The following is a 23,890-nucleotide window of genomic DNA, read 5'->3' as shown; positions in this document are numbered from 1 at the left end:
TTATTCGCGCAGCTCCGTCGACTGCATGTCACGATACCAGGCGACGAGGGCCTTGATGCCCTCCTCGACCGGGGTTTGCGGCACATAGCCCGTCAAGGCCCTCAAAAGATCGGGTGAAGCGAAGGTGCGGGGGACGTCTCCCTGCTGCATCGGCAACATGTTGCGGATTGCCGGCCTGCCGACTGCCTTTTCGACCGTTTCGACAAAGTGCATCAGCTCCACTGGCTGGCCGCCGCCAATATTGACGATGCGGAACGGTGCGTGGTGCGACAGCGTGTCGGTGACGCCTTCCTCAGTTACCCGGTTCTCCTCGGACGGAATGACCTGGCTCAGCCTCACGATACCTTCGACGAGGTCGTCGATATAGGTGAAGTCGCGGCTCATATTGCCTTGGCCGTAGATATCGATCGGCTCGCCGTTCGAGATGGCGTCGACGAATTTGATTGGCGCCATGTCCGGCCGTCCCCACGGTCCGTAAACCGTGAAGAAACGGAAGGCTGTGGTGGGCAATTTGTGGAGATGGGCATAGCTGTGCGCCATCAATTCCATCGATTTTTTGGTGGCCGCATAAAGCGTCATCGGCTCGTCGGCCTTGTCGCTTTCCGCAAAGGGTATTTTTTCGTTGGCACCGTAGATGGAGGAAGTCGAAGCCAGCATCAGGTGTTTGACACGCAGGTTCTTGGCAAGCTCCAGCATGTTCCACGATCCGATGAGATTGGAATCGATATAGGCGCGTGGATTTTCGAGGCTGTAGCGAACACCCGCCTGCGCGGCGAGGTGAATTATGATTTCCGGCTCGGCAGCCTCTGCCGCGCGCTTCAGCGCATCCGTATCTTCCAGCATGCCGATTTCGGCCCTGAAACCGTTGGAGCGGGAAAGGATGGCATGGCGTTTTTCTTTCAGGCTGACATCGTAATATTTCGTCATGCCGTCGAAACCGGTTACGAAATGGCCGGCATCGAGCAGCCGTTTGGCAACGTAAAAACCGATGAAGCCCGCGGTGCCGGTAACCAGATAACGCATGATGACTATATCCCAAATCCGTTGGTGCGTTTGCGGCCGAACCGAAGCGCAAAAACCGTTTTAATGAAACTTCGAAGGCGAAACCGCTATTGGCCCTTGTCGGAACTGCTGTCGTGCGGACGGCCAATGCCGGCATAAACGAAGCCGTGCCCGGTGACCTCGTCCGTGCGGTAGATATTGCGCAGATCCACCAGAACGGGGTTTTTCATGATGGCCTTCAGGCGCGGCAGATCGAGCGCTCGGAACTGGTTCCATTCCGTCACGATCACGACGGCGTCGGCGCCTTCGGCAGCCTCGTAGGGACCGCTGGCATAGTCGATATCCTCGATGACATGGCGGGCATTCACCATACCCTCCGGATCGTAGCCGACCACCTTGGCGCCGCCGTCCTGGAGGGTCTGGATGATGGCAATCGCCGGGCTGTCGCGCATATCGTCGGTATTGGGCTTGAAGGTCAGGCCAAGCACGGCGATCTTCTTGCCGCGCACGTCGCCGCCCACCGCGTTGATGACCTTGCGGCCCATGGCGCGCTTGCGGTTGTCGTTGATGGCAATGGTGGTCTCGATCAGCCGCACCGGGGCGTCATAGTCCTGTGCGGTCTTGGCAAGCGCCAGCGTATCCTTGGGGAAACAGGAGCCACCATAACCGGGGCCGGCATGCAGGAACTTCGCGCCGATGCGGCCATCGAGGCCGATGCCGCGCGAAATATCCTGAACATTGGCGCCGACCTTCTCACATAGATCCGCCATTTCGTTGATGAAGGTGATTTTCATCGCCAGAAAGGCGTTGGCGGCATATTTGATCAGTTCCGAAGTGCGCCTGGTGGTGAAGAGCAAAGGCGACTGGTTGAGATAGAGCGGACGGTAAACCTCCGTCATCACCGGGCGGGCGCGCTCGTCGGAAAGACCGACGACGATGCGGTCCGGTCGCTTGAAATCCTCGATGGCCGCGCCTTCCCGCAGGAATTCCGGGTTGGAAACCACGGCAAAATCGGCCGAAGGGTTTTCCTCGCGGATGATGCGTTCCACCTCGTCCCCCGTGCCGACGGGAACGGTGGACTTGGTGACGATGACGGTGAAGCCGTCAAGCGAATGGGCGATTTCTTTCGCCGCCGCATAGACATAACCGAGATCGGCGTGGCCGTCGCCGCGCCGCGAGGGCGTGCCGACCGCAATGAACACGACATCGGCATTGGCAACTGCGGAGGAGAGATCGGTGGTGAAGCTCAATCGGCCCGCCTTGGCGTTGTTGGCAACGATGACCTCCAGACCCGGTTCGAAGATCGGGATATGGCCGCTTTTCAGCGCTTCGATCTTCTCCGGCATCTTGTCGACGCAGATCACGTCATGGCCGAAATCGGCAAAACACGCACCGGAAACAAGGCCGACATAACCGGCACCGATCATCACTATCCGCATTCTTCTTCCTTTCGGTTCGTGAGGCGATGTTCGCGCAGCAAGCTTCAGGCGAAATCAGCGGGTGCAATCACACCATAATGTTTAGCCGCCTTCACGCTTGCCGCCAAGCGCCACGATCAACACGGGCTAACCTCTTTCCGTGACGGTGATATGATGGCGTCGGCGGGACAAATTTGCCGCAGCTTGCGGCCATCTGCATCGATGCGGTCGGATCGGGTGTTTTTGCGGATTTTGCGGCTTGCACTCATAGGTAGCCGGGTCTAGCCATAGGGTGAGGATCAAATCTGCCAGACTGTCTGTCCCTTAAGGGGCGTCCGGGTTGCTTTAAGCGGCCGGGGTGCGCTTTGCGTTGCGGTCGCTGTTCGGGGAAGTTCAAATGCAAAAGGGTTTTCTGCTCGGTCTGTTCGCATATGCGACCTTTTCCCTGGGCGATGCCACGATCAAGTCGCTTGGATCACAGATCAGCGTTTTCGAGATCGGCTTCTTCAGCATCCTGTTTTCCGGCATCTTCATCTTCTTCAGCAAGCCGCGTGAGGAAAGGTGGCGTGAATTCTGGCGCATGAGCCGTCCGTTTGCGGTGCACGGGCGGGCGATTTCCGGCCTGTTCGCCGGTATTCTCGGCATCTATGCCTTCACCACCATTCCGCTGGCCGAAGCCTATGCGCTGATCTTTCTCTCACCGCTGTTTGTGACAGTGCTGTCGGCTGTCGTATTGAAGGAAGACATAGGGCCATGGCGCTGGGCGGCGGTTCTGGCCGGCATCGTCGGTGTTCTGCTCGTCGTGCGGCCCGGCTTCAAGGCGCTGGAACTCGGGCACGTCGCAGCCATCGGTGTCGCATTCCTGGCGGCGATGACAATCGTGCTGCTCCGCTCGCTTGCGGGCAAGGAGAAGCGCACCTCGATCATGGGCGTGCTTTTGGTCTACGGCCTCACCTTCAACGGCATCGCCTCGATTCCCGAGTTCGTCATGCCCAATCTGCACCAGTTCGCCGCCTTTGCCTTCATCGGACTTTGCACGGCAACGGGGCAGATAACGCTGCTCGTCGCAACACGTATCGCGCCGGCCAGCCAGATTGCACCCTCGCATTATTCTCAGATCCTCTGGGCCGTGGCGATCGGCATGACTTTCTTCCACGAATATCCGGATGCGATCGCGGTGCTTGGGCTGGGTGTCATCGCCGCATCGGGACTTCTGACGATGATCCGCGAAAGGGTCAGGCTTGGCACGGTTCGCTGGAATCCGTTTTTCCGCAATCGGCTTTGAAGTCATCAATCGATCGGAAACAGTGCGTCAACCGAAGCGGGGCTTGTGGGGTGGGTGCAGACGGCCCCATAAGCTTTTCATCGATAGATGAATGGAGAGCCCAAAATGCTCGTGGATGGAAAGTGGACCGCGGAATGGCACCCGGTGCAGGCGACCGACAAGAAGGGTGGTTTCGTTCGCCAGACATCCGGCTTCCGCAACTGGGTAACGCCTGATGGTTCAACAGGCCCGACGGGAGAGGGCGGCTTCAAGGCCGAGGCCGGCCGTTATCACCTCTACGTCGCGCTGATTTGTCCATGGGCCTCACGCACGCTGATCGGCCGCAAGCTCAAGAAGCTCGAAGATGTCATTTCGGTCTCAATTGTGGAGCCGGCGCTCTCCGACGAAGGTTGGAAATTCGGCGACTATCCAGGTTCGGATCGCGACGGGCTGAACGGCTTCGCTTATATGCACGAAGCCTATACCAGCGCCGATCCGCATTATACCGGCCGTGCCACCGTTCCGGTTCTTTGGGACAAGAAGACGAAAACCATCGTCAACAATGAATCGGCCGATATTTTGCGCATGCTGAATTCAGGTTTCGGCGATCTGGCCGATAACGGCATCGATCTTTATCCGGAAGATCTGCGGGACGCGATCGATGCGCTCAACGACCATATCTATCCGCGCCTCAACAACGGTGTCTACAGAACCGGTTTTGCCACCACTCAGCTTGCCTATGAGGAAGCCTTCGCCGACGTCTTCGCGACACTTCAGGAACTTGACACTCGCCTGGCTTCAGGCGGTCCCTTCCTCTTCGGCGATCGCCTGACGGAAACGGATGTCAGGCTTTTCGTGACGCTGGTGCGTTTCGATGCCGCCTATTACGGCCTCTTCAAGTGCAACCTTCGCCGCATTGCCGACTATCGGGCCCTGCAGGCCTATATGATGCGGGTGCTGAATATTCCGGGCGTGCGTGGCACGGTCAACATCGACCACATCAAGCGCGGTTATTATTCGATCAAGGCGCTCAATCCGACCCTGATCGTGCCGGTCGGCCCGGATCTTCCGGGGCTTGACGAGGTTTCCACCGGCGGCACTGTGTGAATATCTAGGCCGGCTTGCCGACCTGATCGAGAAGCCATGCCTGGAAGGCGCGGGCAAGGACATTGTCCTGCCGCCCTTCCGGCAGGGCAACGTAATAGCTCTTGTCGGTTTGCAGTGGGATGTCGAAGACGATTTCGAGGCGGCCGGAGACGAGTTCCGCCTCGATCAGATATTTCGGCAGAAGGGCAAAGCCGATGCCGCTTATGGCTGCTTCAATGATCATCGAAAACTGGTCGAAACGGCTGCCTCTATAGGCATTCTCCGCCGTTACCCCATTCATCTCCAGCCATTCCGTCCACAGTTTCGGCCGTGTGGTTACGTGCAGCAACGGTTGCCGGTTAAAATCCTCGGGCTCTCTCATTCCCGCGCGCTGAAGCAGAGCGGGGCTGGCGACCGGCACTATTACCTCGTTGCATAAAAAGGTGCAGGTGCCGTGCGCCCAGACCGGCTGGCCGTAATGGATAGCGAGGTCGAAACCTTCCTCATCGAAATCGAACGGGTGCGAGCGCGAGCCGATGGTGATGGTCATTTCCGGGTTGGCGTCGATGAAGCGGTGCAGACGCGGCATCAGCCAGCGGCTGCCGAAGGTGGGCAAGGTAGCGACGGAGAGCGATGCATGCGATGTTCCGGCCGAGACCGCGCGCACCATCAACTGTTCGGATTGCTGTAACAGGCGACGCACGTCGGGCAGGAATTTGCGGCCCGCTTCCGACAGGACGACGCGCCGGCGGATGCGCTCGAAAAGCTGCATTCCGGTCTGCGCCTCGAGTTCGCCGATCTGCCGGCTGACCGCACTTTGCGTGAGGTTGAGTTCTTCCGCCGCACGGGTAAAATTCCCATGCCTTGCGGCACACTCGAATGCTTGCAGGGTTACGATATCAGGGACCAGTCTTCTGCGCGGATCCATACCATTCTCGCATCAACTTACCCGCTTTCCTCATTTGAAAAGGGTCATTATGGCCATATATGATTACGGGAAAGAATGGAATGGTGTTTTGCCGGCTTCGGCGGAGGCCCCGTTTCACAAAATGATAAATTCGGGGAAAGACCAGCGACGGGAGTTGAAAGCGCCGTATCAAAAACGGCCTTTCCTCCCCTTTGAGCCAAAAAGGACAATTGGACATGGATGCGACCACGAAGCTTGACGTGAAACAGGAAGCCGCGGCCCTGCTCGACAGAATGGGCGTCGCCCGCGATCTTTATACCGGCGGCGATATGGCGTCGTTCAGCCCGGTAACGGGTGAACAGATCGCAAGCCTCAAGACCATTTCGGTCGAGGGTGTCGCAGCCGTGGTCGACAAGGCCGATGCCGCCTTCAAGGTTTGGCGCAACGTGCCTGCTCCGCGTCGTGGCGAACTGATCCGGCTTTTGGGCGAAGAACTGCGCACCTTCAAGGCCGATCTCGGCCGTCTCGTCTCGCTGGAAGCGGGCAAGGTCCCGTCTGAAGGTCTTGGCGAAGTTCAGGAGATGATCGATATCTGCGATTTCGCGGTCGGTTTGTCCCGCCAGCTTTACGGCCTGACCATCGCCACCGAACGCCCCGGCCACCGCATGATGGAAACCTGGCATCCGCTCGGCGTTGTCGGCGTTATCTCTGCCTTCAACTTCCCCGTTGCCGTCTGGTCGTGGAACGCGGCGCTCGCGCTAGTCTGCGGCAATTCGGTGGTCTGGAAGCCATCTGAAAAGACCCCGCTGACGGCACTTGCCGTTCAGGGCATCTTCGAACGTGCCGTAGCCCGTTTTGGCGATGCGCCGGAAGGGCTGTCGCAGCTTCTGATCGGGGACCGCGCCGTTGGTGAAGCATTGGTGGACAACCCCAAGGTTCCCCTGGTTTCTGCCACCGGTTCCACCCGCATGGGCCGCGATGTCGGTCCGCGCCTGGCGAAGCGCTTCGCCCGCGCCATTCTGGAACTCGGCGGTAACAATGCCGGCATCGTCTGCCCGTCTGCCGATCTCGACATGGCGCTGCGCGCCATTGCCTTCGGCGCCATGGGCACGGCCGGCCAGCGCTGCACCACGCTTCGCCGCCTCTTCGTGCATGACAGTGTTTACGACCAGCTCGTGCCGCGTCTGAAAAAGGCCTACGCCTCCGTTTCCGTCGGCAATCCGCTGGAAACATCGGCGCTTGTCGGACCGCTGGTCGACAAGGCGGCTTTCGACGGCATGCAGAAGGCGCTGGAAGCGGCCAAGGCGCATGACGGCGTGGTGAATGGCGGCGGGCGCGTGGATACGGGTGCGCCGGATGCCTATTACGTAAAGCCGGCACTTGTCGAAATGCCTGAACAGGCGGGGCCGGTGCTGGAAGAGACCTTCGCGCCGATCCTTTATGTGATGAAGTATAGCGATCTCGATCAGGCAATCGACGCGCATAACGCCGTCGCCGCTGGTCTGTCGTCGTCGATCTTCACCCGCGACATTCAGGAATCGGAACGTTTCCTGTCTTCGGAAGGCTCGGATTGCGGTATCGCCAACGTCAATATCGGAACCTCGGGCGCGGAAATCGGCGGTGCATTCGGCGGTGAAAAGGAAACCGGCGGTGGCCGCGAATCCGGTTCGGACGCGTGGAAGGCCTATATGCGGCGCGCCACCAACACGATCAATTACTCCAAGGCGCTGCCTTTGGCGCAGGGCGTTTCCTTCGATATCGAGTAAAATCACTCCGCAAGTTTGCGCGTTCGATAGCGACATTGATCCATCATGCCGGTGCGGCCAGTCCGCACCGGCATTCGTCTATTAAGCAGGCTGGGTGATGCCTCCTGCGATGATTTACGGGAAAGGGGCGTCTCTGCGGAATTTTATTCCCGCAATATCGCTCATATTGAATTATCCTCTCTCTATCGTTTTCATCGAAAACCCTAGCATTGCTCCATATCGCAAACCGGCCCCAGGGGTCGGCGACAAGGAGCTAAAATGCCAGCCATTACCCGTCGTGCCCTCTCCGCCAGTTTTCTTGTTGCCGCTGCATTATCCGTTCTGCCCTTGCAGGCGCAGGCGGCGGAAGAGCTGAAGATCGGTTATCAGAAAACCGGCCTGCCGGTGATCGCGAGGCAACAGGGCGTCATCGAAAAGGCGCTTGAGGCCAAAGGCGTCAAGGTTTCGTGGGTCGAATTCACCGCAGGCCCGCCGCTGGTGGAGGCCTTGAATGTTGGCTCCATCAATGTCGGCTGGACGGGCGATGCGCCGCCAATCTTCGGTCAGGCGGCCGGTTCGGCCATCGTTTACGTTGCGGCCCTTCCCTCGAACGGCAAGGGTGAGGCAATCTTCACCAAGCCCGAGAGCGGTATAAAGTCGGTTGCCGATCTGAAGGGCAAGAAGGTCGGCGTCGGCAAGGGCACCAGCGCCCACAATCTGCTGGTGGCGGCAATTGAGAAGAACGGCCTGAAATTTAGCGATATCGACGTGGTCTATCTCAGCCCGGCGGACGCGGCGGCAGCCTTTGCCAGCGACAAGATCGACGCCTGGGCCGTCTGGGATCCGTTCTATGCAATTGCCGAGACCCGCTATAAGCCCGTCACTCTGGCCCGTACCAGCGAGGTTCTCAACGTGAGCACCTATTTCCTCGCCAACCGCGACTATGCCAAATCCCATGCCGACACCATCAATATCACGCTTGATGCCCTGGGCGAGGCGGCCAAATGGTCCGCCGCCAACCGCGACAAGGTTGCGGCAGCCCTGCATGAGGTGACAGGTGTACCGCTGGAAGCGCAGACGCTGGCTGCGAACCGTTCGGAATTCGGCATTTCGAAGATCGATGACAAGATCATTGCCAGCCAGCAGGAAACTGCCGACCGCTTTTATCGCCTGGGCCTGATCCCTAAGCAGATCAGCATCAAGGATGCCGTCTGGTCAGGCGCCACCAACTGATCCCGGATACGGAGGGCTTCGCGATGAGCATCAGAAGGCGTATCGAGGCTGGAAGCATCACGGGCTGGCTGCTTCCTGCCATCATTCTTGCCGGCTGGGAGCTTGCTGCCCGCGTCGGCCTCATTTCGGCAAACGTCCTGCCGGCTCCCTCTGCCGTCGCGGAAGCTTTCTGGCGGCTTTTGCTTTCGGGGGAACTCATCGCCAATATCGGTGTCAGCTCCGCTCGCGCTCTAGCCGGTTTCGCCGTTGGCGGCGCGATTGGTTTCACCTTCGGGCTGGCCAACGGACTGTCGCGGTTTTCCCGCAGCTTTACCGACACGACGCTGCAGATGATCCGCAACATCCCGCATCTGGCGCTCATTCCGCTCGTCATCCTCTGGTTCGGGATCGACGAGGAGGCAAAGCTTTTTCTCGTGGCACTCGGGGTGTTTTTCCCCATCTACATCAACACGCTGCTCGGCATTCAGGGGGTCGATCCGCAACTAGTGGAGATGGGCCGAACCTATGGCATGTCGCCCCTCACCCTGTTCCGGAGGGTGATCCTGCCCGGCGCGCTGCCGTCCATTTTCACCGGCCTGCGTTATGCGCTTGGCATCATGTGGCTGACGCTTATCGTGGCGGAAACGATCTCCTCCTCTTCCGGCCTCGGCTACATGGCCATGCAGGCGCGCGAGTTCCTGCTGATCGATGTCGTCGTACTGTCGATCCTCATTTACGCGCTTCTTGGCAAGCTGGCGGACAGTTTCGCCCGCTTCCTCGAAAGCATCTTCCTGCAGTGGCATCCAGCCTTCAAGAAAGTCTGAGGTAACCCATGTCGACCAGCAATGTTACGACGTTGAGACGCCCCGATGCCCCATCATCCTCCCCTTCCGGGGCGGAGACCAGGGTTGAACAGCGCGGCAAGCAGAACGACAGCAAGGTCGCCTTCAGCTTCCGCAATGTGACCAAGACCTTTGGCGATAAACCGGTTCTGCGCGGCATCGATCTCGATGTGCGGGAAGGCGAGTTTCTGGCTGTTATCGGCAAGAGTGGATGCGGCAAGAGCACGCTTCTGCGTATTCTTGCCGGTCTTGACGCGCCCACAAGCGGCACCGTTTCGAAAGACGCATCGAGCCGCACTCGCATGATGTTTCAGGAGCCGCGCCTTCTGCCATGGGAGCGCATCGCAAACAATGTGTCCGTCGGCCTGACCGGCATCGCCAAAGGTGAGGCGGCGCACGAGCAGGCGCTCGCCATTCTCGAAGAGGTCGGGCTGAAAGACCGGGCGGGCGAATGGCCCTATGTCCTGTCTGGAGGCCAGAAGCAGCGCGTGGCGCTGGCACGCGCGCTGGTGGCGCATCCGCAAATTCTGGCGCTGGATGAACCCCTCGGGGCGCTCGATGCGCTCACCCGTATCGAAATGCAGCTTCTGCTGGAGCGCATCTGGCGCAAGCAGAAATTCACCGCCGTTCTCGTTACGCACGATGTTTCGGAAGCCGTCGCACTTGCAGACCGCATCGTCGTGATTGATGAGGGGCGCATCGCCCTTGATCTCGATGTGAAACTGCCGCGTCCGCGACGACACGGCACCCCGGAATTTGCGCGGCTTGAAGAGCAGGTTCTGAACCAGCTTTTCGGTCGTGGCGAAATCGGTGGGTGATGTGATGGACCGGCAGGGTCGAGACCCCGCCGGAACCAGATAATCAGCCGATGCTCATCAGGCTGGCATTGCCGCCGGCGGCCGTTGTGTTGACGCTGACGGAGACTTCTTCCACCAGCCAGTCGAGATTGTAGGGCTGGGTTTCACGGTCAAGCGCTTCCGTCGTGGCGGCCTGAACCAGAACCAGCGGACCGGGCAGGGCGGCGATCTTCTTGTTGATTGCAACGACACGTTCCGCATCGCCCTCGATCAGCGTGCCGGCGAAGGGGGCGGATTTTTCCCAGCTATCCGCCCAGGTGATGCGCGAGGTGACGGTTGCCGGCAATCCATAGATCGACTTTTCCAGCCCCGACGCATTGTCGATGACGACCGAGTTGCCGGTGGCAAGCGCTGCAGCAAGCTGGCGATAAAGCCCTTGCTCGGTGGCCGGAATAAGCAGCACCTTGCCGCGCGGATGCAGCGCATAAACGTTGCGTTCGCCGACAGGGCCAGCCAGTTCGGTTTCAAAACCGAGGCCGGAAAGGGCTGCGGCCTGTCTTGCGGCTTCGGCTGCAACGCTCTGGCCGTTTTCATCCAGCCAGCGGGCGAGATCGACAGCCGCCTGGTCCTGCTGGCTGGCAACACGGTCGATCTTCGGCGCGGTTTGTGTGACGCGGCCGAGATAGAGCGGGCCGCCCGCCTTGGGGCCGGTGCCGGAGAGGCCACGCCCGCCAAAGGGCTGGACGCCGACAACGGCGCCGATGATGTTGCGGTTCACATAGAGATTACCGGCCGCGACGCGCGACAGTACATGCTGGATGGTATCGTCAAGACGCGTATGCAGGCCGAAGGTCAGGCCATAGCCGGTGGCGTTGATCTCGTCGATCAGCCGGTCGAGATTGTCGCGCTTGAATCGGATGACGTGCAGCACCGGCCCGAAGACCTCTTTCTTCAGATCTGCGAGCGATTTCATCTCGATGATTGTCGGTGGCACGAAGGTGCCCTTGCCGGTTTCGCCAGCAAGCGAAATCTGCTCGATCCGGTGGCCGAGTGCGCGCATGCTGTCGACATGTTTTTCGATGATGCCTTTAGCTTCAGCGGTGATGACGGGGCCGACATCGACGGAAAGGCTATCGGTGCGGCCGATGCGCAATTCGTGCAGCGCGCCTTTCAGCATCGTCAGGGTGCGGTCGGCCACATCTTCCTGCAGGCAGAGAATGCGAAGCGCCGAGCAACGCTGGCCGGCACTGTCGAAGGCAGAGGCGATGACGTCGGCGACGACCTGCTCGGCAAGCGCCGAAGAATCGACGATCATCGCGTTCTGGCCGCCGGTCTCGGCAATCAGGGGAACGGGCTGGCCGTTTGCGAGAACCCGGCCTGCGAGTTGACCCTGAATGAGCCGCGCCACTTCCGTGGAGCCCGTGAACATCACACCCGCCGTGAGCGCTGAGCCGACCAGCGCCGCACCGGTCTTGCCGTCACCTGGCAGAAGCTGCACGGCGTCCTGCGGAACGCCTGCCTCATGCAGCAGACGCACACCCTGCGCGGCGATCAGAGGAGTTTCTTCGGCGGGCTTTGCCAGCACCGGATTACCGGCAACCAGTGCTGCCGTTACCTGGCCGATGAAGATGGCAAGCGGGAAGTTCCACGGGCTGATGCAGACGACCGGGCCGAGCGGTGTCTGGTCGGCCTTGAAGGTCTTGCGCACTTCCGCCGCGTAGTAACGCAGGAAGTCAATCGCCTCGCGCACCTCGGCAATGGCGTTCGGCATGGATTTTCCGGCCTCGCGCATGATGAGGCCAAGCAGGGCCGGCATCTCGGCCTGCATCCGGTCGGCAGCGCGCTCCAGGCAGGCGGCGCGCTCTTCAACCGGCGTGGAAGACCAGTTGGAGGCTGCGGCCCGCTGCATTGCCGCTGCGACATCGGCCTCTGTCGGTTCGGTTACATAACCGACGACATCATTGTGGTCGCCGGGATTGAGGACCGGGCGTGTCTTTCCGCCTGCCTGCGGTGCTGCGGCTTTCCATTCCGTCGTCGCACCTGCCTTGAGGACGTTGTCCAGCGCGGCAAGTGCCGTTTCATTCGAAAGATCGAGACCGGCGGAATTTGCCCGTTCGGGGCCGAAGAGACCAGCGGGTGCAGCAATGCGGTCGTGCCGTGCGCCGGGAACGGGGTAAGCCTTGACCACGGTGACCGGATCTTCCAGCAGGGAAGCCACCGGCACGGCGGGATCCGCGATGCGGTTGACGAAGGAGGAGTTCGCGCCGTTTTCCAGCAGACGGCGGACGAGATAGGCAAGCAGCGTCTCGTGGGTGCCAACAGGCGCATAAAAGCGGCAGGGACGATCGAGCTTCTTCCTGCCGACGACTTCGCTGTAAAGCGGTTCGCCCATGCCGTGCAGGCACTGGAACTCATAATCACCGAGTTTGAAGTCCGGACCGGCGAGATGGTAGATGGTCGCCATGGACTGGGCGTTGTGGGTCGCAAATTGCGGGAACACGACGTCACGCGTGGCAAGCAGCTTGCGGGCGCAGGCGATATAGGAGACATCCGTGTGCACTTTGCGGGTGAAGACCGGGAAGTCTTCCAGCCCGTCCACCTGCGCGCGCTTGATCTCCGCATCCCAGTAGGCGCCCTTGACCAGACGCACCATGATGCGGCGACCGGCACGTCGGGCGAGATCGATGATGTAGTCGAGAACAAAGGGGCAGCGGCGGCCATAGGCCTGCACAACGAAGCCTAGGCCGTTCCAGCCGGTGAGATCCTTGTCGAGCGCCAGTTCCTCCAGAAGATCGAGCGCCAGTTCCAGCCGGTCAGCTTCCTCGGCGTCAATGTTGAGGCCGATATCGTATTTCTTGCTGAGCAGCATCAGGGATTTTACACGCGGCAGAAGCTCCGCCATTACCCGCTCTGCCTGCGCACGGGCATAGCGCGGATGCAGGGCTGAAAGCTTGATGGAAATGCCTGGCCCGCCATAGATGCCACGCCCGGCGGAGGCCTTGCCGATGGCGTGGATGGCGTTTTCGTAGTCCTTGTAGTAACTCTCCGCATCCTTGGCGGTGGTCGCTGCTTCGCCAAGCATGTCGTAGGAATATTGGAAACCCTGTTCCTCCAGCGGTTTCGAGCGCTTGATCGCTTCGCCGATCGTTTCGCCGGTCACGAATTGCTCGCCCATCATGCGCATCGCCATATCGACGCCGCGGCGAATGACGGGTTCGCCAGCCCGGGCGATCAGCTTGGTCAGCGCCGCCGAAAGGCCGCTGTCATTGACCGTCGAGGTCAGCTTGCCGGTGATGACGAGACCCCAGGTGGCGGCGTTGACGAACAGCGAGCGCCCGCCGCCGATGTGGGACTTCCAGTCGCCGCGGGCGATCTTGTCGCGGATCAGCGCGTCGCGGGTGGCAGTGTCGGGAATGCGCAGCAGTGCTTCGGCAAGGCACATCAGGGCCACGCCCTCATGGCTGGAAAGCGAATATTCCTGCACCAGCCCCTCGACGCCGGTGCCTTTCGTCTTGGCGCGCAATGCCTCGATCAGCTTGGTTGCCGTGGTGCGAATGGCTGTGGCCTGCTCGGGCGTGACGGTCGCCGCTTCGATCAGAGGCGCCAGGCACTCTTCCTCGGGGCGGCGGTAAGCGGCGGTAATTGCTTTGCGCAACGGGCTCTGCTCGCGCACGGGGGGTGCAAAATTCTGGAAAATACCGTTCACCGTCTGCTGCGGGTTTACATCGGCTTTGCTTGCACCATCGGCCATTCTGAAAATCCTGAAAAAGCTGTTGAAGACAGACTGTCAGCGGCAGCGTGTCCTCCGCTCCCCGCTTGTCATTCTGCTGCGTACAATATCATTGCCGTAAAAATTGCTATGGTCCTATTTTGAGGATAGAACAGGCCATATGAACTTTTATTATTCAAAATTGGCGTGAAATCACATGGCTAATAGTCATAAAACAGACGATCTGGACCACTTCGATCTCAAGATTCTCGAGGCCCTCAGCGAAGACGGGCGCATGTCGGTGCTGCAACTGTCGAAAAGGGTCGGCCTCTCCAAGACGCCGTGCCAGACGCGGCTCAAGCGGTTGGTGGATGAAGGTTATATTCTGGGCTTCCGTGCGGTGCTCAATCCGCAGAAACTGGGCGTCGACCATATCGCCTTCGCAGAGGTCAAGCTTTCCGACACACGCGAAAAGGCACTTGAGGAATTCAACACGGCGGTGCGCAAGATCAAGGAGGTGGAGGAATGCCACATGATCGCCGGCGCCTTCGATTATCTACTGAAGGTGCGCACCAGCGATATCCGCAAATACCGAAGGGTGCTCGGCGAAAAAATCTCCAGCCTGCCATCGGTTTCCAACACTTCGACATTCGTCGTGATGCAGTCGGTCAAGGAGACCGGTATCTGACGACGCGGCGAAGAAAAACGGGCAGGCACGAGCCTACCCGTCTAATGCTTTGCGAATTCCGTCGGTTCAGCGCGCGGTGGCTGCGGCGGTAACGGCGCTCATCTGCGCGTCAGGACCGAACTCGTTTTCGTTTTCGATGCCGAGAAGTTCCTGCAGGCGCAATCGCGCGCGGCTGACACGGCTCTTGATCGTACCAACCGGGCAACCGCAAATCTCGGCTGCTTCTTCGTAAGCAAAGCCGGAGGCGCCGATCAGCAAGATCGCTTCGCGCTGATCGTCGGGCAATTTTGCAAGTGCCGTACGAAAATCCTGAAGATCGACCGAACCATGCTGTTCTGGCGGCACGGACAGGCGCGAGGTGTAAACCCCATCGGTATCCTGTACTTCGCGGCCGGACTTGCGGATCTGGCTGTAGAATTCGTTACGCAGGATCGTCACCAGCCATGCGCGCATATTGGTGCCGGGCTGGAAACTCTCCTGTTTCGCCCAGGCCTTCATGATCGTATCCTGCACGAGGTCGTCAGCGCGATCCCTCGAACGGATGAGTGAGATCGCGAATGCCCGCAGGTTTGGCAGTGCCGCCAGCATTTCCCGTTTGAAATTGTATTCTGTCTGCTCCGGCTCTTTCGCCATCATTCCCCCGAAGCCTTGTCTTTGGCTCTGTTTTCGGCTTCATCGAGTTTCTCGAGAAGGTCGAGGAATTTGTCAGGGATGCCTTCTTCCTGAACAGCATCGTAGAGTTCCCTGAGCTTGCGGGAAATCACCGCCCGCCCAGAGTGCGGGACCTGAGGGTTGGCCGGATTGTCCGGAGAATCTTGGTCCGATTGAAATATGTTCATAACGTCCGGTATTCCTTTTGTGTCGTGGCAAGAATGCGCGATGAAAAAAATAGTTCCGGCGATCCGGAACTTTTTTTATGATGCGCACGTTGCTATCGTGGGTTTGCGTTGCAGACCGCATGAAAGGGGAGAATTCCATGTCAGTTTCTACACGCATCGCACCGCACCTGCCATATCTGCGCAGGTTCGCGCGTGCCGTTTGCGGCTCTCAATCCACTGGCGATGCCTATGTTGCAGCAACACTTGAAGCTCTGATCGCCGATATCAGCATCTTCCCGCCGACAAGCAACGATCGGGTTTCGCTTTATCAATTGTTCGTATCGATTTTTAGTTCCGTCACGATCAATATAAAGGCCGATGAAAACCTGTCAGGTTGGGAAAAGCGCGCTTCCGCCAACCTCTCTGCGGTGCCAGCGCTCGCCCGCCAGGCTTTCCTTCTGACCACGGTCGAAGAGTTCACAGCTTCGGAAGCAGCAGAGGTTCTGAGGGTAACTGAAGCCCAGATCGGCCAGCTGATCGATGAGGCGGCCTCTGAAATCGCCCGCCAGGTTGCGACCGATATCATGATTATTGAGGACGAACCTCTGATCGCCATGGATATCGAGCAGATGGTCACCGATCTCGGCCATCGCGTTACGGGTATTGCCCGCACGCATGCGGAGGCTATCGATCTCTTCAACCGCACGCAGCCGAAGATGATCCTTGCCGACATCCAGCTTGCAGACGGCAGCTCCGGGCTTGATGCCATGAAGGAGATCCTTCAGATGACGTCTCTGCCGGTGATCTTCATTACCGCCTTCCCTGAGCGTCTTTTGACGGGTGAGCGGCCTGAGCCGACATTCCTCGTTACAAAGCCGTTCAACCCGGACATGGTGAAAGCGCTTATCAGCCAGGCCCTGTTTTTCAACGAAAGCTCTCGCGTCGCGGCGTGAAATTTGCCGAAACCGTAGACTGTCCGGGAACAACTACGGTACCCGGACGTTCGCGGTTACGGTCGTGAGGTGATCTCACGGCTTTTTGCAGGGAGATGAATTTGCATCGGCTGGCATGGCATAACGCGGAGAGGAACGAGAGCGAGCTGCACGATTCGCTCGTCCTCGCTTTGCTCGATTCGGGCGAGACAGTCATGTTACAGGACTGGAACCGCGAGTATATATTCGTGGCCAACCTGCCGGATGTGTGGCGTCTGCCGACCGATAGCCATCCCACGGATGAAAATGTGTTTGGCAACGATCTTTCAGAGCGGCTTGCCGAACTCAAAAAAGATATGAATGTGGTGGGCAGTCGGGGCATGCTGGAAGTTAATGCCGGCAATGACCGGGTTTTCCAGTTCCAAATCCATTCCACCTTCAACCAGGCGAAGCAGGCGGTGATGAAAACCACCATTCGCGAGGTGACGGCGGAACGGCGGCGCGAGCAGCTTTTGCGCTCGCTGCTGCGCGAGGTCAGCCACCGTTCCAAGAACCTTCTGGCGATCATCCAGAGCCTTGCGGGCCAGACGGCCCGTTTCAGCCTCACCAAGGATGATTTTCTGCGCAAGTTTCGGGGGCGGTTACACGCGCTTGCCCAAAGTCAGGATCTCATCACGGATTCCGACTGGAGAGGTGCTCGCATATTCGAGCTTCTTCGCCAGCAATTCGATCTCTATGTGCCGGAATATCCTAATCTCATCCACATGGAAGGTGAAAACCTGCTGCTCAATCCGAATGGAGCGCTTTATATCGGTCTGGCTTTCCATGAGCTGGTCGTCAATACGGTCAGCCACAGCGGCAATCTCGCCTATCATCCGCCAATCTCGCTGCAATGCCGCCAGGAAGGCGATTTTTGTATCGTTGAGTGGATAGAGCCGATCATGCCGTCGAAAGAGCCGGCGCAGGCGAGGCGCGGCAGTTTCGGCAGCGTCGTGCTGGAAAAGGTCGTTCCATCCGCATTGGGCGGAAGTGCCGAATATCAGCTCACGCCCGAGCGGATCGTCTACCGGCTGAAATTTCCTTCCGGGGACGTCGCCGACATTTGAAATTTCGAAATAATGGCCCTCGGTTGGAGACCTGCCTCATAGGCAGGGAATTCGGCCGTTTTTGCGAGAACGCAATAAAAAAGCACGGCCCATGAAAGAGCCGTGCTATTTTTATGACAGGTTTTCAGGGGTGAAACCTGTTTATTGTCAGCCAAGCTTCAGGCGGGGACGGGGGAATTGCTTGGCCTGCAGTGAAAATGCATCCGCCCTAATTCGGTTCCACTAAAACGCATTTTTTTTGCGGAGGGCGAAATTGGCTGCTGTTCGGCTGCCGGTACGGGGGGGCCAGCACGCCATCTTTCAAAGCGGGCCTGCCTGATCGGGTCGCTTGGGTATAAAATAGCGCATCGGCGCTTCAAGCGACCATTCGAACCCGGTTTCGCGATACTTCGTAACCACCTGTCCGCCGAATGCACCTTCCGCATGCCTTTTGATGACCGTGGTACCAAAGCCCTTGCGGCTTGGTTCTGTCGCCGGTGGCCCGCCCGTTTCGGTCCAGACGATATAAATCATCTGACGTCCATCTTTTTCGAGCGGCTTCCAGCTCACCGTGATTTTTCCGAGCGCAACCGACAGAGCGCCATATTTGATGGAATTCGTCGTCAGCTCATGCACCACGAGCCCGAAATTCTGCGCCGCTTCCGGGGAAAGCATGAAATCGTCCCCCGACAACTCGAAGCGTTCCGAAACGGTGCCGAAAACGTCGAGGTGGGTCTCGATCAGCTTACGGATCGGCAAGCCCTGCCATTGAACCTCCGCCAATGCCCGGATCGACATTCCGAGACCGCGCAGGCGGTGGTCCACCTCTTTCTGGAATTCCGGGATGCTTTTGTTTTCCCGCCCCAATTGCCGGATCATCGCCTGAACCAGCGTCAGAATATTCTTGGAGCGGTGAACCAGTTCGTGCAGCAGAAGTTGCAGCCGTTCTTCCGACTGGCTTCTGTCGAAGGAAGCATTGGAGAGCGCGACGGCGACCTGGTTGGCCTCCTTGATCTTGGTGTCGACGGGCGCCACGATCTCGCCTTCACCGATGCGTTCAGCCATGAGCGTGAGATCGCGAATGGAACTGCGCAATTGCCGGCCGACCAGATAGGCGCCGCCGATGGCGATGAGCACCAGCATCGTGCTGCCGATCATCATTTGCCGCCACGTGTCGACCAATGCTGCCTGACTTGCGGCAAGTGGCCCCCACATCACGGTTCGCCATTGCCAGCCCGGCAATTGGGCATAGGCATAGAGATTACCCTTGTCGTCGAAGAAATTGCCGCTGAAGGCCTGCATTTCTGAAAGAATGGCGGGGCTGGCAAATGGCTTGCCCACTTCCACCCCATTCTGCGCACTGGAAACGACAACACGATTGTTACCGTCGATAATGGCGACCGCCCAGTTGCGCGGCAGGTTTTCCGTGGGAATGAGCCGGCTCAGGTCACTTGTATTCTGCGTCAGGATCAGGGCATCTCCGGCGGATCCCAGATTGGGGTCGAGCGGCAGGGTAACGTTGAACACCCATTCCTTGCTCGTCGCGCCGAAAAACATGTCCGAAACGGTGATCCGACGGGATTCGATTGCCTTGGCCAGATTGGCCTCGGCCGGCACCTTGCTGAGAGGCTGGCCAAATGACACCCGGGTATTGAGATACTGTTCGCCTTCCTTGGTGGCGAGAATGGCGTACAGGCCCTCCCGTTTCAGGCTTTCGGCAACACGCCCCTGAAAAGCGGCAAGATTGCCATTCTCGAGTTCCGGGAACTGCGACAGCAGATTGAGCGAGGTGGCTATTTCCTGCAGACGCCGATCGATGTTGCGGCTGACGACCCTGACATCCTCGATCGTCTCCCGTTGCAGGTCGTCGCGCTTTTCGCTTTCAAGGCGCAGCATCAAGTAGCCGCCGAAAAGGATCAGCGGCAGGGTGATGACGGTTGCCATCACCACCAGATAGGTGCCGATGGAGGCCGTCGGAAAAAAATTCGCACTGCGTCGACGCAAAGCCGAGAACATGTCTTTCAGTTTTTTGCCGGGTTGAGGCATGCAAAAACTCCGGCAGTTACGGCATTGTTACGTCACGGATAATACCGCGCCATCCTCCTTTAGCAATGCCTGATTTTTTCGTTCGGGAGCCGCAAAATGTCGCAATCGCGTCGATGCGACTGAAAAAATCGGAACCATTTCAATGGTCAGCCCGTTTGCAAAGCGAACCGGTCATGGAGTGGAAAGCGAAATTCGTCACCGCCCGGCCAGTCGAAAACGATGAAAGGAAGGTACGAAAATGGCAAAGAAACTTACGATACTCGTCACCGCCGCCCTGATGGGCACGACGGCTTTCGCGCCGCTTGCCATCGCCCAGGGTACAACCCAGCCAGCACCGGCAAATCCGAGTGCGCAGACCGAACCCGCAACGCCTCCCGCCACCCCGATGGCGCCGGCGGCTCCTTTGGCCAATGACAGCGCGGCCGCAACGACTGGCGGTGCTTACATCACCCAGCAGGGCGAAACGCAGATCAGCGCCAATGATTACATCGGCAAGTCGGTCTATACCGCAGCCGACGAGAGCATCGGTAACGTCACCAACCTCATCATGGAAAAAGACGGCGGTCTCGTCGCAGCCGTGATTGGCGTCGGCGGTTTCCTCGGCATCGGTGCCAAGGATGTCGCGGTGCCCATGGACAAGGTAACGATGACCCGCAACACGCAGGACGGCACCATTCGCCTGACGACGACCGAAACGGCGGAAACGCTGAAGGCTGCTCCGGAATTCAAGACGCTGGAACAGCAGGCCAGCGAAAAGAGCGCGGCAACGCCGGCAGCTCCGGACAGCACCACCACGTCCGCCACCAAGCCCTGATCCCCTTACCTGGGAGGCAGGAGCGGGACCGACCTCAACAGGCGTCCCGCGAGAGACACCGGCCATTGGGCCGGTGTCTTTTTGTTTTAAATTGTGTTCGCTCAGTCCCCGGCGTTGCGCGAGGAATGCCAGGCCCAGGCGGATTTGATGATATCAGATAGGGAATAACGCGGCTCCCAGCCCAAAATCGCCTTTGCCTTGTCGTTATTGGCGACAAGGGTGGTGGAATCGCCATCGCGGCGGTCGGTATATTCCACCGGGAAGGGACGGCCGGATACGTCCGAAATCGCCGCCAGCAACTCCTTCACTGTCGTACCGGTGCCGGTGCCGAGGTTGAGTTCAACCGTTTCACCGCCCGCCAGCAGATAGTCCACCGCCCGCACATGGGCGTCGGCAAGATCGAGAATATGGATGTAGTCACGCACGCAGGTGCCGTCGCGGGTGTCATAATCCGTGCCGAACACCTTGAAGCCCTGACGCCGACCGAGTGCCGCCTCGATGGCAAGCGGGATAGCGTGGGTTTCCGGCTTGTGCCATTCCCCGATGCGGCCTTCGAAATCTGCACCTGCGGCATTGAAATAGCGCAGCATGACCGAGCGCAGCCCCTTATAGGTGCTGTAATCCTTCAGCGCCTGCTCAACCACCCATTTGGTGCGGCCGTAGGGGTTGATCGGCGCCTGACGGTGCGTCTCGTCAATCGGCACCTGTTCCGGCAAACCGTAGGTGGCGCAGGTGGAGGAGAAAACAAATGCCGTTACCCCGGCATCAATGGCGGCAGACAGCAGGTTGAGCGAACCGATGACGTTGTTGTCGTAGAAGGCTACGGGTTGCTTTACCGATTCGCCGACTTCAATCAGCGCCGCAAAGTGGAGTACGGCCTCCGGCTGGTGCCTGGCGAAAACCTCGTCCAGGCGTGCGCGGTCGCGAATGTCGCCCTGCTCGAAGGGTCCCCAGCGGACGAATTCCTCATGTCCATTGGACAGATTGTCGAAAACAACCGGTTCATATCCCCGCTCAGACAGGAGAAGGCAGGTATGCGAACCGATATAGCCGGCACCGCCGACGACAAGGACTTTCTTCTTCATCAATCGCCTTTCAGAAAAAGCACGGGACGTGCGGGAGACTGTATTTCACTTTGTTCAAATAAGGGCGGCGTGGCACTGCGCACCATCAACCAGTCTATCCATCGCGGGTAACATAAAAAAAACTGCGCATCCATGGTCTGGATGCGCAGCAGCAAATGAGAGTTTGACGAAGAGAATTAAACGCGCCCGAAGGCGTGCCTATTTCTTTTTCCTGGTATTGGCTCTGGTTGCCAGAAAGCCGGCAGCCATGGCAACGGCGAGCGTCGCATAGGGGCGCGCCTGGATCGCCAGCGTCAGCAGCGATTGCAACGCCAGAGGTGCTGCGGTCAAGGGAGCCGCCGTCAAGGATGCGACGGGTCGTCTTGCAACATAGGCTCTCGGACGTTTGACGATCGCCAGCGCCACCAGCATGATGACACCAAGCAGAAACGCTGTACCGGCTGCGACAAGCGCGGCGGGCCCTGCGCCGACATGCCGGGCAAGATAGATGGACCCCGCCACGACAGCAGCTACGAAGGCGATCAGGAAGAATATCCCGGTCAGCACCCAAAGGATTATCGTGGCGCGCAGGCGCCGCGTCACAACGCGTCCTTCACGCTGGGTGTCTCCCAGATAGACCAGCAATGCCTCAAGCATGATGCGGCCTTATCGACGTGTGAGGAGGGCGAGCACGAAACCGACACCAACGGCGATGCCGAGGGACTGCAGCGGGTTCTTCTGGACCTGATCCGTCAGATTGTCGTTCAGCGAGGAAATTTCGTTGCGAACGCTGTCGGCCATCTCGCCGGAAGCGGTCAGTGCGTCGTCGGCCACGCGGGCGGCCTGCGCCTTCAGTTCATGCGAGGCTCCAACGCCCAGCGCCTTAACGCTCTTGGCAAGATTTGCCAGATCTTCGCGAAGTTGGGCAAGCTGTGCTGCCACATCGGCTGCATCGCCGTTTTCGAGGGATTGCTGGATCTTGTCGTTGACGCTGCTACGCACGCTTGCCATGGGTGAAGTCCTTCCTGGAACATCGTTGATGGAAATGGCGTCAGGTCAAAAAGACTGCCGCCGCGGATGAATGCCGACGCTTACGAACTTTCGTTGCGGCAGCCGTAAACCCGATTGTCCGCCATTCAAACGCGCCGATGCGTGCTTGGTTCCGCAGCTTGGCGAGTTTTCTCCCGCGGATTTCGCGGCGGGGGCAATTTTCCGGGAATTCGGTGCCGGACATTTGTTTTCCTGTAACAAGCATCATATAAGGCCCATCATCCAGATGGACCTTGACTTCAATCAATATGTGAAACGCCATGCTTCAGACGCCCTATTACCTCATCGACAAGACAAAACTTCTTCGCAACATGGAGAAGATTGCCTATGTGCGGGAAAAATCCGGCGCCAAGGCGCTTCTGGCGCTGAAGTGCTTTGCAACATGGTCCGTTTTCGATTTCATGTCGCAATATATGGACGGCACCACCTCGTCGTCGCTTTATGAAGTGCGTCTGGGCCGCGAGAAATTCAGTGGCGAAACCCACGCCTATTCCGTTGCCTATGCCGATTACGAAATCGACGAGGTGATTTCGAAGGCGGACAAGATCATCTTCAATTCCATCAGCCAGCTTGAGCGCTTTGCAGAAAAGGCCTCCGGTATAACCCGGGGTCTGCGCCTCAATCCGCAGGTCAGCTCCTCGAGCTTCGATCTTGCCGATCCCGCACGTCCCTTCAGCCGTCTCGGCGAATGGGATGTCGCCAAGGTCGACAAGGTCATGGACCGGATTTCCGGCTTCATGATCCACAACAATTGCGAAAACGGCGATTTTTTGTTGTTCGACCGCATGTTAACGCAGATCGAAGAGAAATTCGGATCGCTCCTGTCGCGTGCGGAATGGGTCAGCCTCGGCGGCGGCATCCATTTTACCGGCGACAACTATCCGCTCGACCAGTTCTGCGATCGCCTGGCGGCTTTTTCGGAAAAATACGGCGTTCAGGTCTATCTTGAGCCCGGCGAAGCCTCGATCACCAAGAGCACGACGCTAGAAGTGACGGTTCTCGATACGCTGTTCAATGGCAAGAACCTCGCCATCGTCGACAGCTCCATCGAAGCGCATATGCTTGACCTCCTGATCTATCGCGAAACCGCCAAGGTTTTGCCGAACGAGGGCGAACATCCCTACATGGTCTGCGGCAAATCCTGCCTTGCGGGCGATATATTCGGCGACTTCCGGTTCGACAAGGAGCTGAAAGTTGGTGATCGTATCTCCTTTGAGGATGCGGCCGGCTACACCATGGTCAAGAAGAACTGGTTCAATGGCGTGAAGATGCCGGCGATTGCCATCAAGGAACTCGACGGCAGCGTGCGTGCCGTTCGTGAATTCGACTTTGCCGATTTCGAGCAAAGCCTGTCTTAAACCCTGTTTTAACATGAAACGAAGCTGATCCCTGCGGGGAAAAGGAGGCATCA

At 58.8% G+C, this 23,890-nt stretch carries 22 protein-coding genes; 11 read left to right on the top strand and 11 right to left on the bottom strand.

The features are described 5' to 3' along the window. Both CRO62_RS06905 and CRO62_RS06900 read right to left on the bottom strand, forming a co-directional pair. Positions 1-1,023: an NAD-dependent epimerase gene (locus tag CRO62_RS06905; RefSeq protein WP_013762120.1), complete on the bottom strand. Its 1,023-nt coding sequence runs from the start codon at positions 1,021-1,023 to the stop codon at positions 1-3. Positions 1,024-1,109: 86 nt separating this feature from the next. Beyond that, positions 1,110-2,441, bottom strand: coding sequence for a UDP-glucose dehydrogenase family protein (locus CRO62_RS06900; protein ID WP_035252640.1), 1,332 nt, complete (start codon positions 2,439-2,441; stop codon positions 1,110-1,112). A 376-nt stretch (positions 2,442-2,817) separates the two neighbouring features. Between CRO62_RS06900 and CRO62_RS06895 the strand changes: the two genes are divergently transcribed. Together CRO62_RS06895 and CRO62_RS06890 are read left to right on the top strand one after the other, a co-directional pair. Beyond that, positions 2,818-3,705, top strand: coding sequence for a DMT family transporter (locus tag CRO62_RS06895; protein WP_004432025.1), 888 nt, complete (start codon positions 2,818-2,820; stop codon positions 3,703-3,705). A 105-nt stretch (positions 3,706-3,810) separates the two neighbouring features. Next, the gene (locus CRO62_RS06890) at positions 3,811-4,791 is read left to right on the top strand and encodes a glutathione S-transferase family protein (RefSeq protein ID WP_097099680.1); all 981 of its coding nucleotides are present in this window, start codon (positions 3,811-3,813) and stop codon (positions 4,789-4,791) included. 4 nt (positions 4,792-4,795) lie between these two features. Here CRO62_RS06890 and CRO62_RS06885 read toward each other — a convergent pair whose 3' ends face one another. Beyond that, positions 4,796-5,698, bottom strand: a complete 903-nt coding sequence (locus tag CRO62_RS06885) for a LysR family transcriptional regulator (protein ID WP_004432029.1) — start codon at positions 5,696-5,698, stop codon at positions 4,796-4,798. A gap of 215 nt (positions 5,699-5,913) precedes the next feature. Between CRO62_RS06885 and CRO62_RS06875 the strand changes: the two genes are divergently transcribed. From CRO62_RS06875 to CRO62_RS06860, 4 genes are all read left to right on the top strand, one after another. Then, positions 5,914-7,443: an aldehyde dehydrogenase family protein gene (locus CRO62_RS06875; RefSeq protein ID WP_097099678.1), complete on the top strand. Its 1,530-nt coding sequence runs from the start codon at positions 5,914-5,916 to the stop codon at positions 7,441-7,443. A 258-nt stretch (positions 7,444-7,701) separates the two neighbouring features. Next, entirely contained in the window at positions 7,702-8,655 is a 954-nt protein-coding gene (locus tag CRO62_RS06870; protein WP_004432036.1) for an aliphatic sulfonate ABC transporter substrate-binding protein, read from the top strand. 23 nt (positions 8,656-8,678) lie between these two features. After that, entirely contained in the window at positions 8,679-9,458 is a 780-nt protein-coding gene (locus tag CRO62_RS06865; protein ID WP_097099677.1) for an ABC transporter permease subunit, read from the top strand. Between the two features lie 8 nt (positions 9,459-9,466). Then, positions 9,467-10,294, top strand: a complete 828-nt coding sequence (locus CRO62_RS06860) for an ABC transporter ATP-binding protein (protein ID WP_097099676.1) — start codon at positions 9,467-9,469, stop codon at positions 10,292-10,294. 43 nt (positions 10,295-10,337) lie between these two features. Here CRO62_RS06860 and putA read toward each other — a convergent pair whose 3' ends face one another. Continuing rightward, positions 10,338-14,024, bottom strand: coding sequence for a trifunctional transcriptional regulator/proline dehydrogenase/L-glutamate gamma-semialdehyde dehydrogenase (putA, locus tag CRO62_RS06855; RefSeq protein ID WP_097099675.1), 3,687 nt, complete (start codon positions 14,022-14,024; stop codon positions 10,338-10,340). 175 nt (positions 14,025-14,199) lie between these two features. On the opposite strand from putA, the gene CRO62_RS06845 reads away from it, so the two are divergent. Continuing rightward, entirely contained in the window at positions 14,200-14,670 is a 471-nt protein-coding gene (locus tag CRO62_RS06845; protein ID WP_004432060.1) for an Lrp/AsnC ligand binding domain-containing protein, read from the top strand. A gap of 66 nt (positions 14,671-14,736) precedes the next feature. On the opposite strand, the gene CRO62_RS06840 is transcribed toward CRO62_RS06845, so the two are convergent. Together CRO62_RS06840 and CRO62_RS06835 are read right to left on the bottom strand one after the other, a co-directional pair. Next, complete coding sequence (locus CRO62_RS06840; RefSeq protein ID WP_004432061.1) at positions 14,737-15,303, bottom strand: RNA polymerase sigma factor; 567 nt, start codon at positions 15,301-15,303, stop codon at positions 14,737-14,739. Further along, complete coding sequence (locus CRO62_RS06835; protein ID WP_004432062.1) at positions 15,303-15,509, bottom strand: NepR family anti-sigma factor; 207 nt, start codon at positions 15,507-15,509, stop codon at positions 15,303-15,305. Before CRO62_RS06835 ends, CRO62_RS06840 begins: the two co-directional genes overlap by 1 nt. Before the next feature lie 137 nt (positions 15,510-15,646). Here CRO62_RS06835 and CRO62_RS06830 point away from each other — a divergent pair, with 137 nt between their 5' ends. Both CRO62_RS06830 and CRO62_RS06825 read left to right on the top strand, forming a co-directional pair. Further along, on the top strand, positions 15,647-16,441 hold the full coding sequence (locus tag CRO62_RS06830) for a response regulator (protein WP_004432063.1): 795 nt from the start codon (positions 15,647-15,649) through the stop codon (positions 16,439-16,441). A 95-nt stretch (positions 16,442-16,536) separates the two neighbouring features. Further along, positions 16,537-17,526, top strand: coding sequence for a sensor histidine kinase (locus tag CRO62_RS06825; protein ID WP_097099674.1), 990 nt, complete (start codon positions 16,537-16,539; stop codon positions 17,524-17,526). Between the two features lie 300 nt (positions 17,527-17,826). Here the strand turns inward: CRO62_RS06825 and CRO62_RS06820 are convergent, their stop codons facing one another. Beyond that, entirely contained in the window at positions 17,827-19,551 is a 1,725-nt protein-coding gene (locus CRO62_RS06820; RefSeq protein WP_097099673.1) for a sensor histidine kinase, read from the bottom strand. Positions 19,552-19,789: 238 nt separating this feature from the next. Between CRO62_RS06820 and CRO62_RS06815 the strand changes: the two genes are divergently transcribed. After that, entirely contained in the window at positions 19,790-20,365 is a 576-nt protein-coding gene (locus CRO62_RS06815) for a PRC-barrel domain-containing protein (RefSeq protein ID WP_004432071.1), read from the top strand. 101 nt (positions 20,366-20,466) lie between these two features. Here CRO62_RS06815 and galE read toward each other — a convergent pair whose 3' ends face one another. From galE to CRO62_RS06795, 4 genes are all read right to left on the bottom strand, one after another. Further along, the gene (gene galE, locus CRO62_RS06810) at positions 20,467-21,450 is read right to left on the bottom strand and encodes a UDP-glucose 4-epimerase GalE (RefSeq protein ID WP_097099672.1); all 984 of its coding nucleotides are present in this window, start codon (positions 21,448-21,450) and stop codon (positions 20,467-20,469) included. A gap of 198 nt (positions 21,451-21,648) precedes the next feature. Continuing rightward, complete coding sequence (locus tag CRO62_RS06805; protein WP_097099671.1) at positions 21,649-22,086, bottom strand: hypothetical protein; 438 nt, start codon at positions 22,084-22,086, stop codon at positions 21,649-21,651. 9 nt (positions 22,087-22,095) lie between these two features. Continuing rightward, a complete protein-coding gene (locus CRO62_RS06800; RefSeq protein WP_004432077.1) occupies positions 22,096-22,440 on the bottom strand; it encodes a DUF883 family protein in 345 nt (114 codons plus the stop codon). A gap of 40 nt (positions 22,441-22,480) precedes the next feature. Further along, the gene (locus CRO62_RS06795) at positions 22,481-22,741 is read right to left on the bottom strand and encodes a hypothetical protein (protein WP_097099670.1); all 261 of its coding nucleotides are present in this window, start codon (positions 22,739-22,741) and stop codon (positions 22,481-22,483) included. On the opposite strand from CRO62_RS06795, the gene nspC reads away from it, so the two are divergent. Beyond that, entirely contained in the window at positions 22,740-23,837 is a 1,098-nt protein-coding gene (nspC, locus tag CRO62_RS06790; protein WP_097099669.1) for a carboxynorspermidine decarboxylase, read from the top strand. The two genes, CRO62_RS06795 and nspC, sit on opposite strands and share 2 nt — an antisense overlap. Positions 23,838-23,890 lie beyond the last annotated feature (53 nt).

Source organism: Rhizobium sp. AN6A, assembly GCF_900215635.1.
In the GTDB taxonomy this organism is placed as follows: domain Bacteria; phylum Pseudomonadota; class Alphaproteobacteria; order Rhizobiales; family Rhizobiaceae; genus Agrobacterium; species Agrobacterium tumefaciens.
The sequence above is the reverse complement of the archived record's forward strand: the minus strand, read 5'-3'. Positions and strand labels throughout refer to the sequence as shown.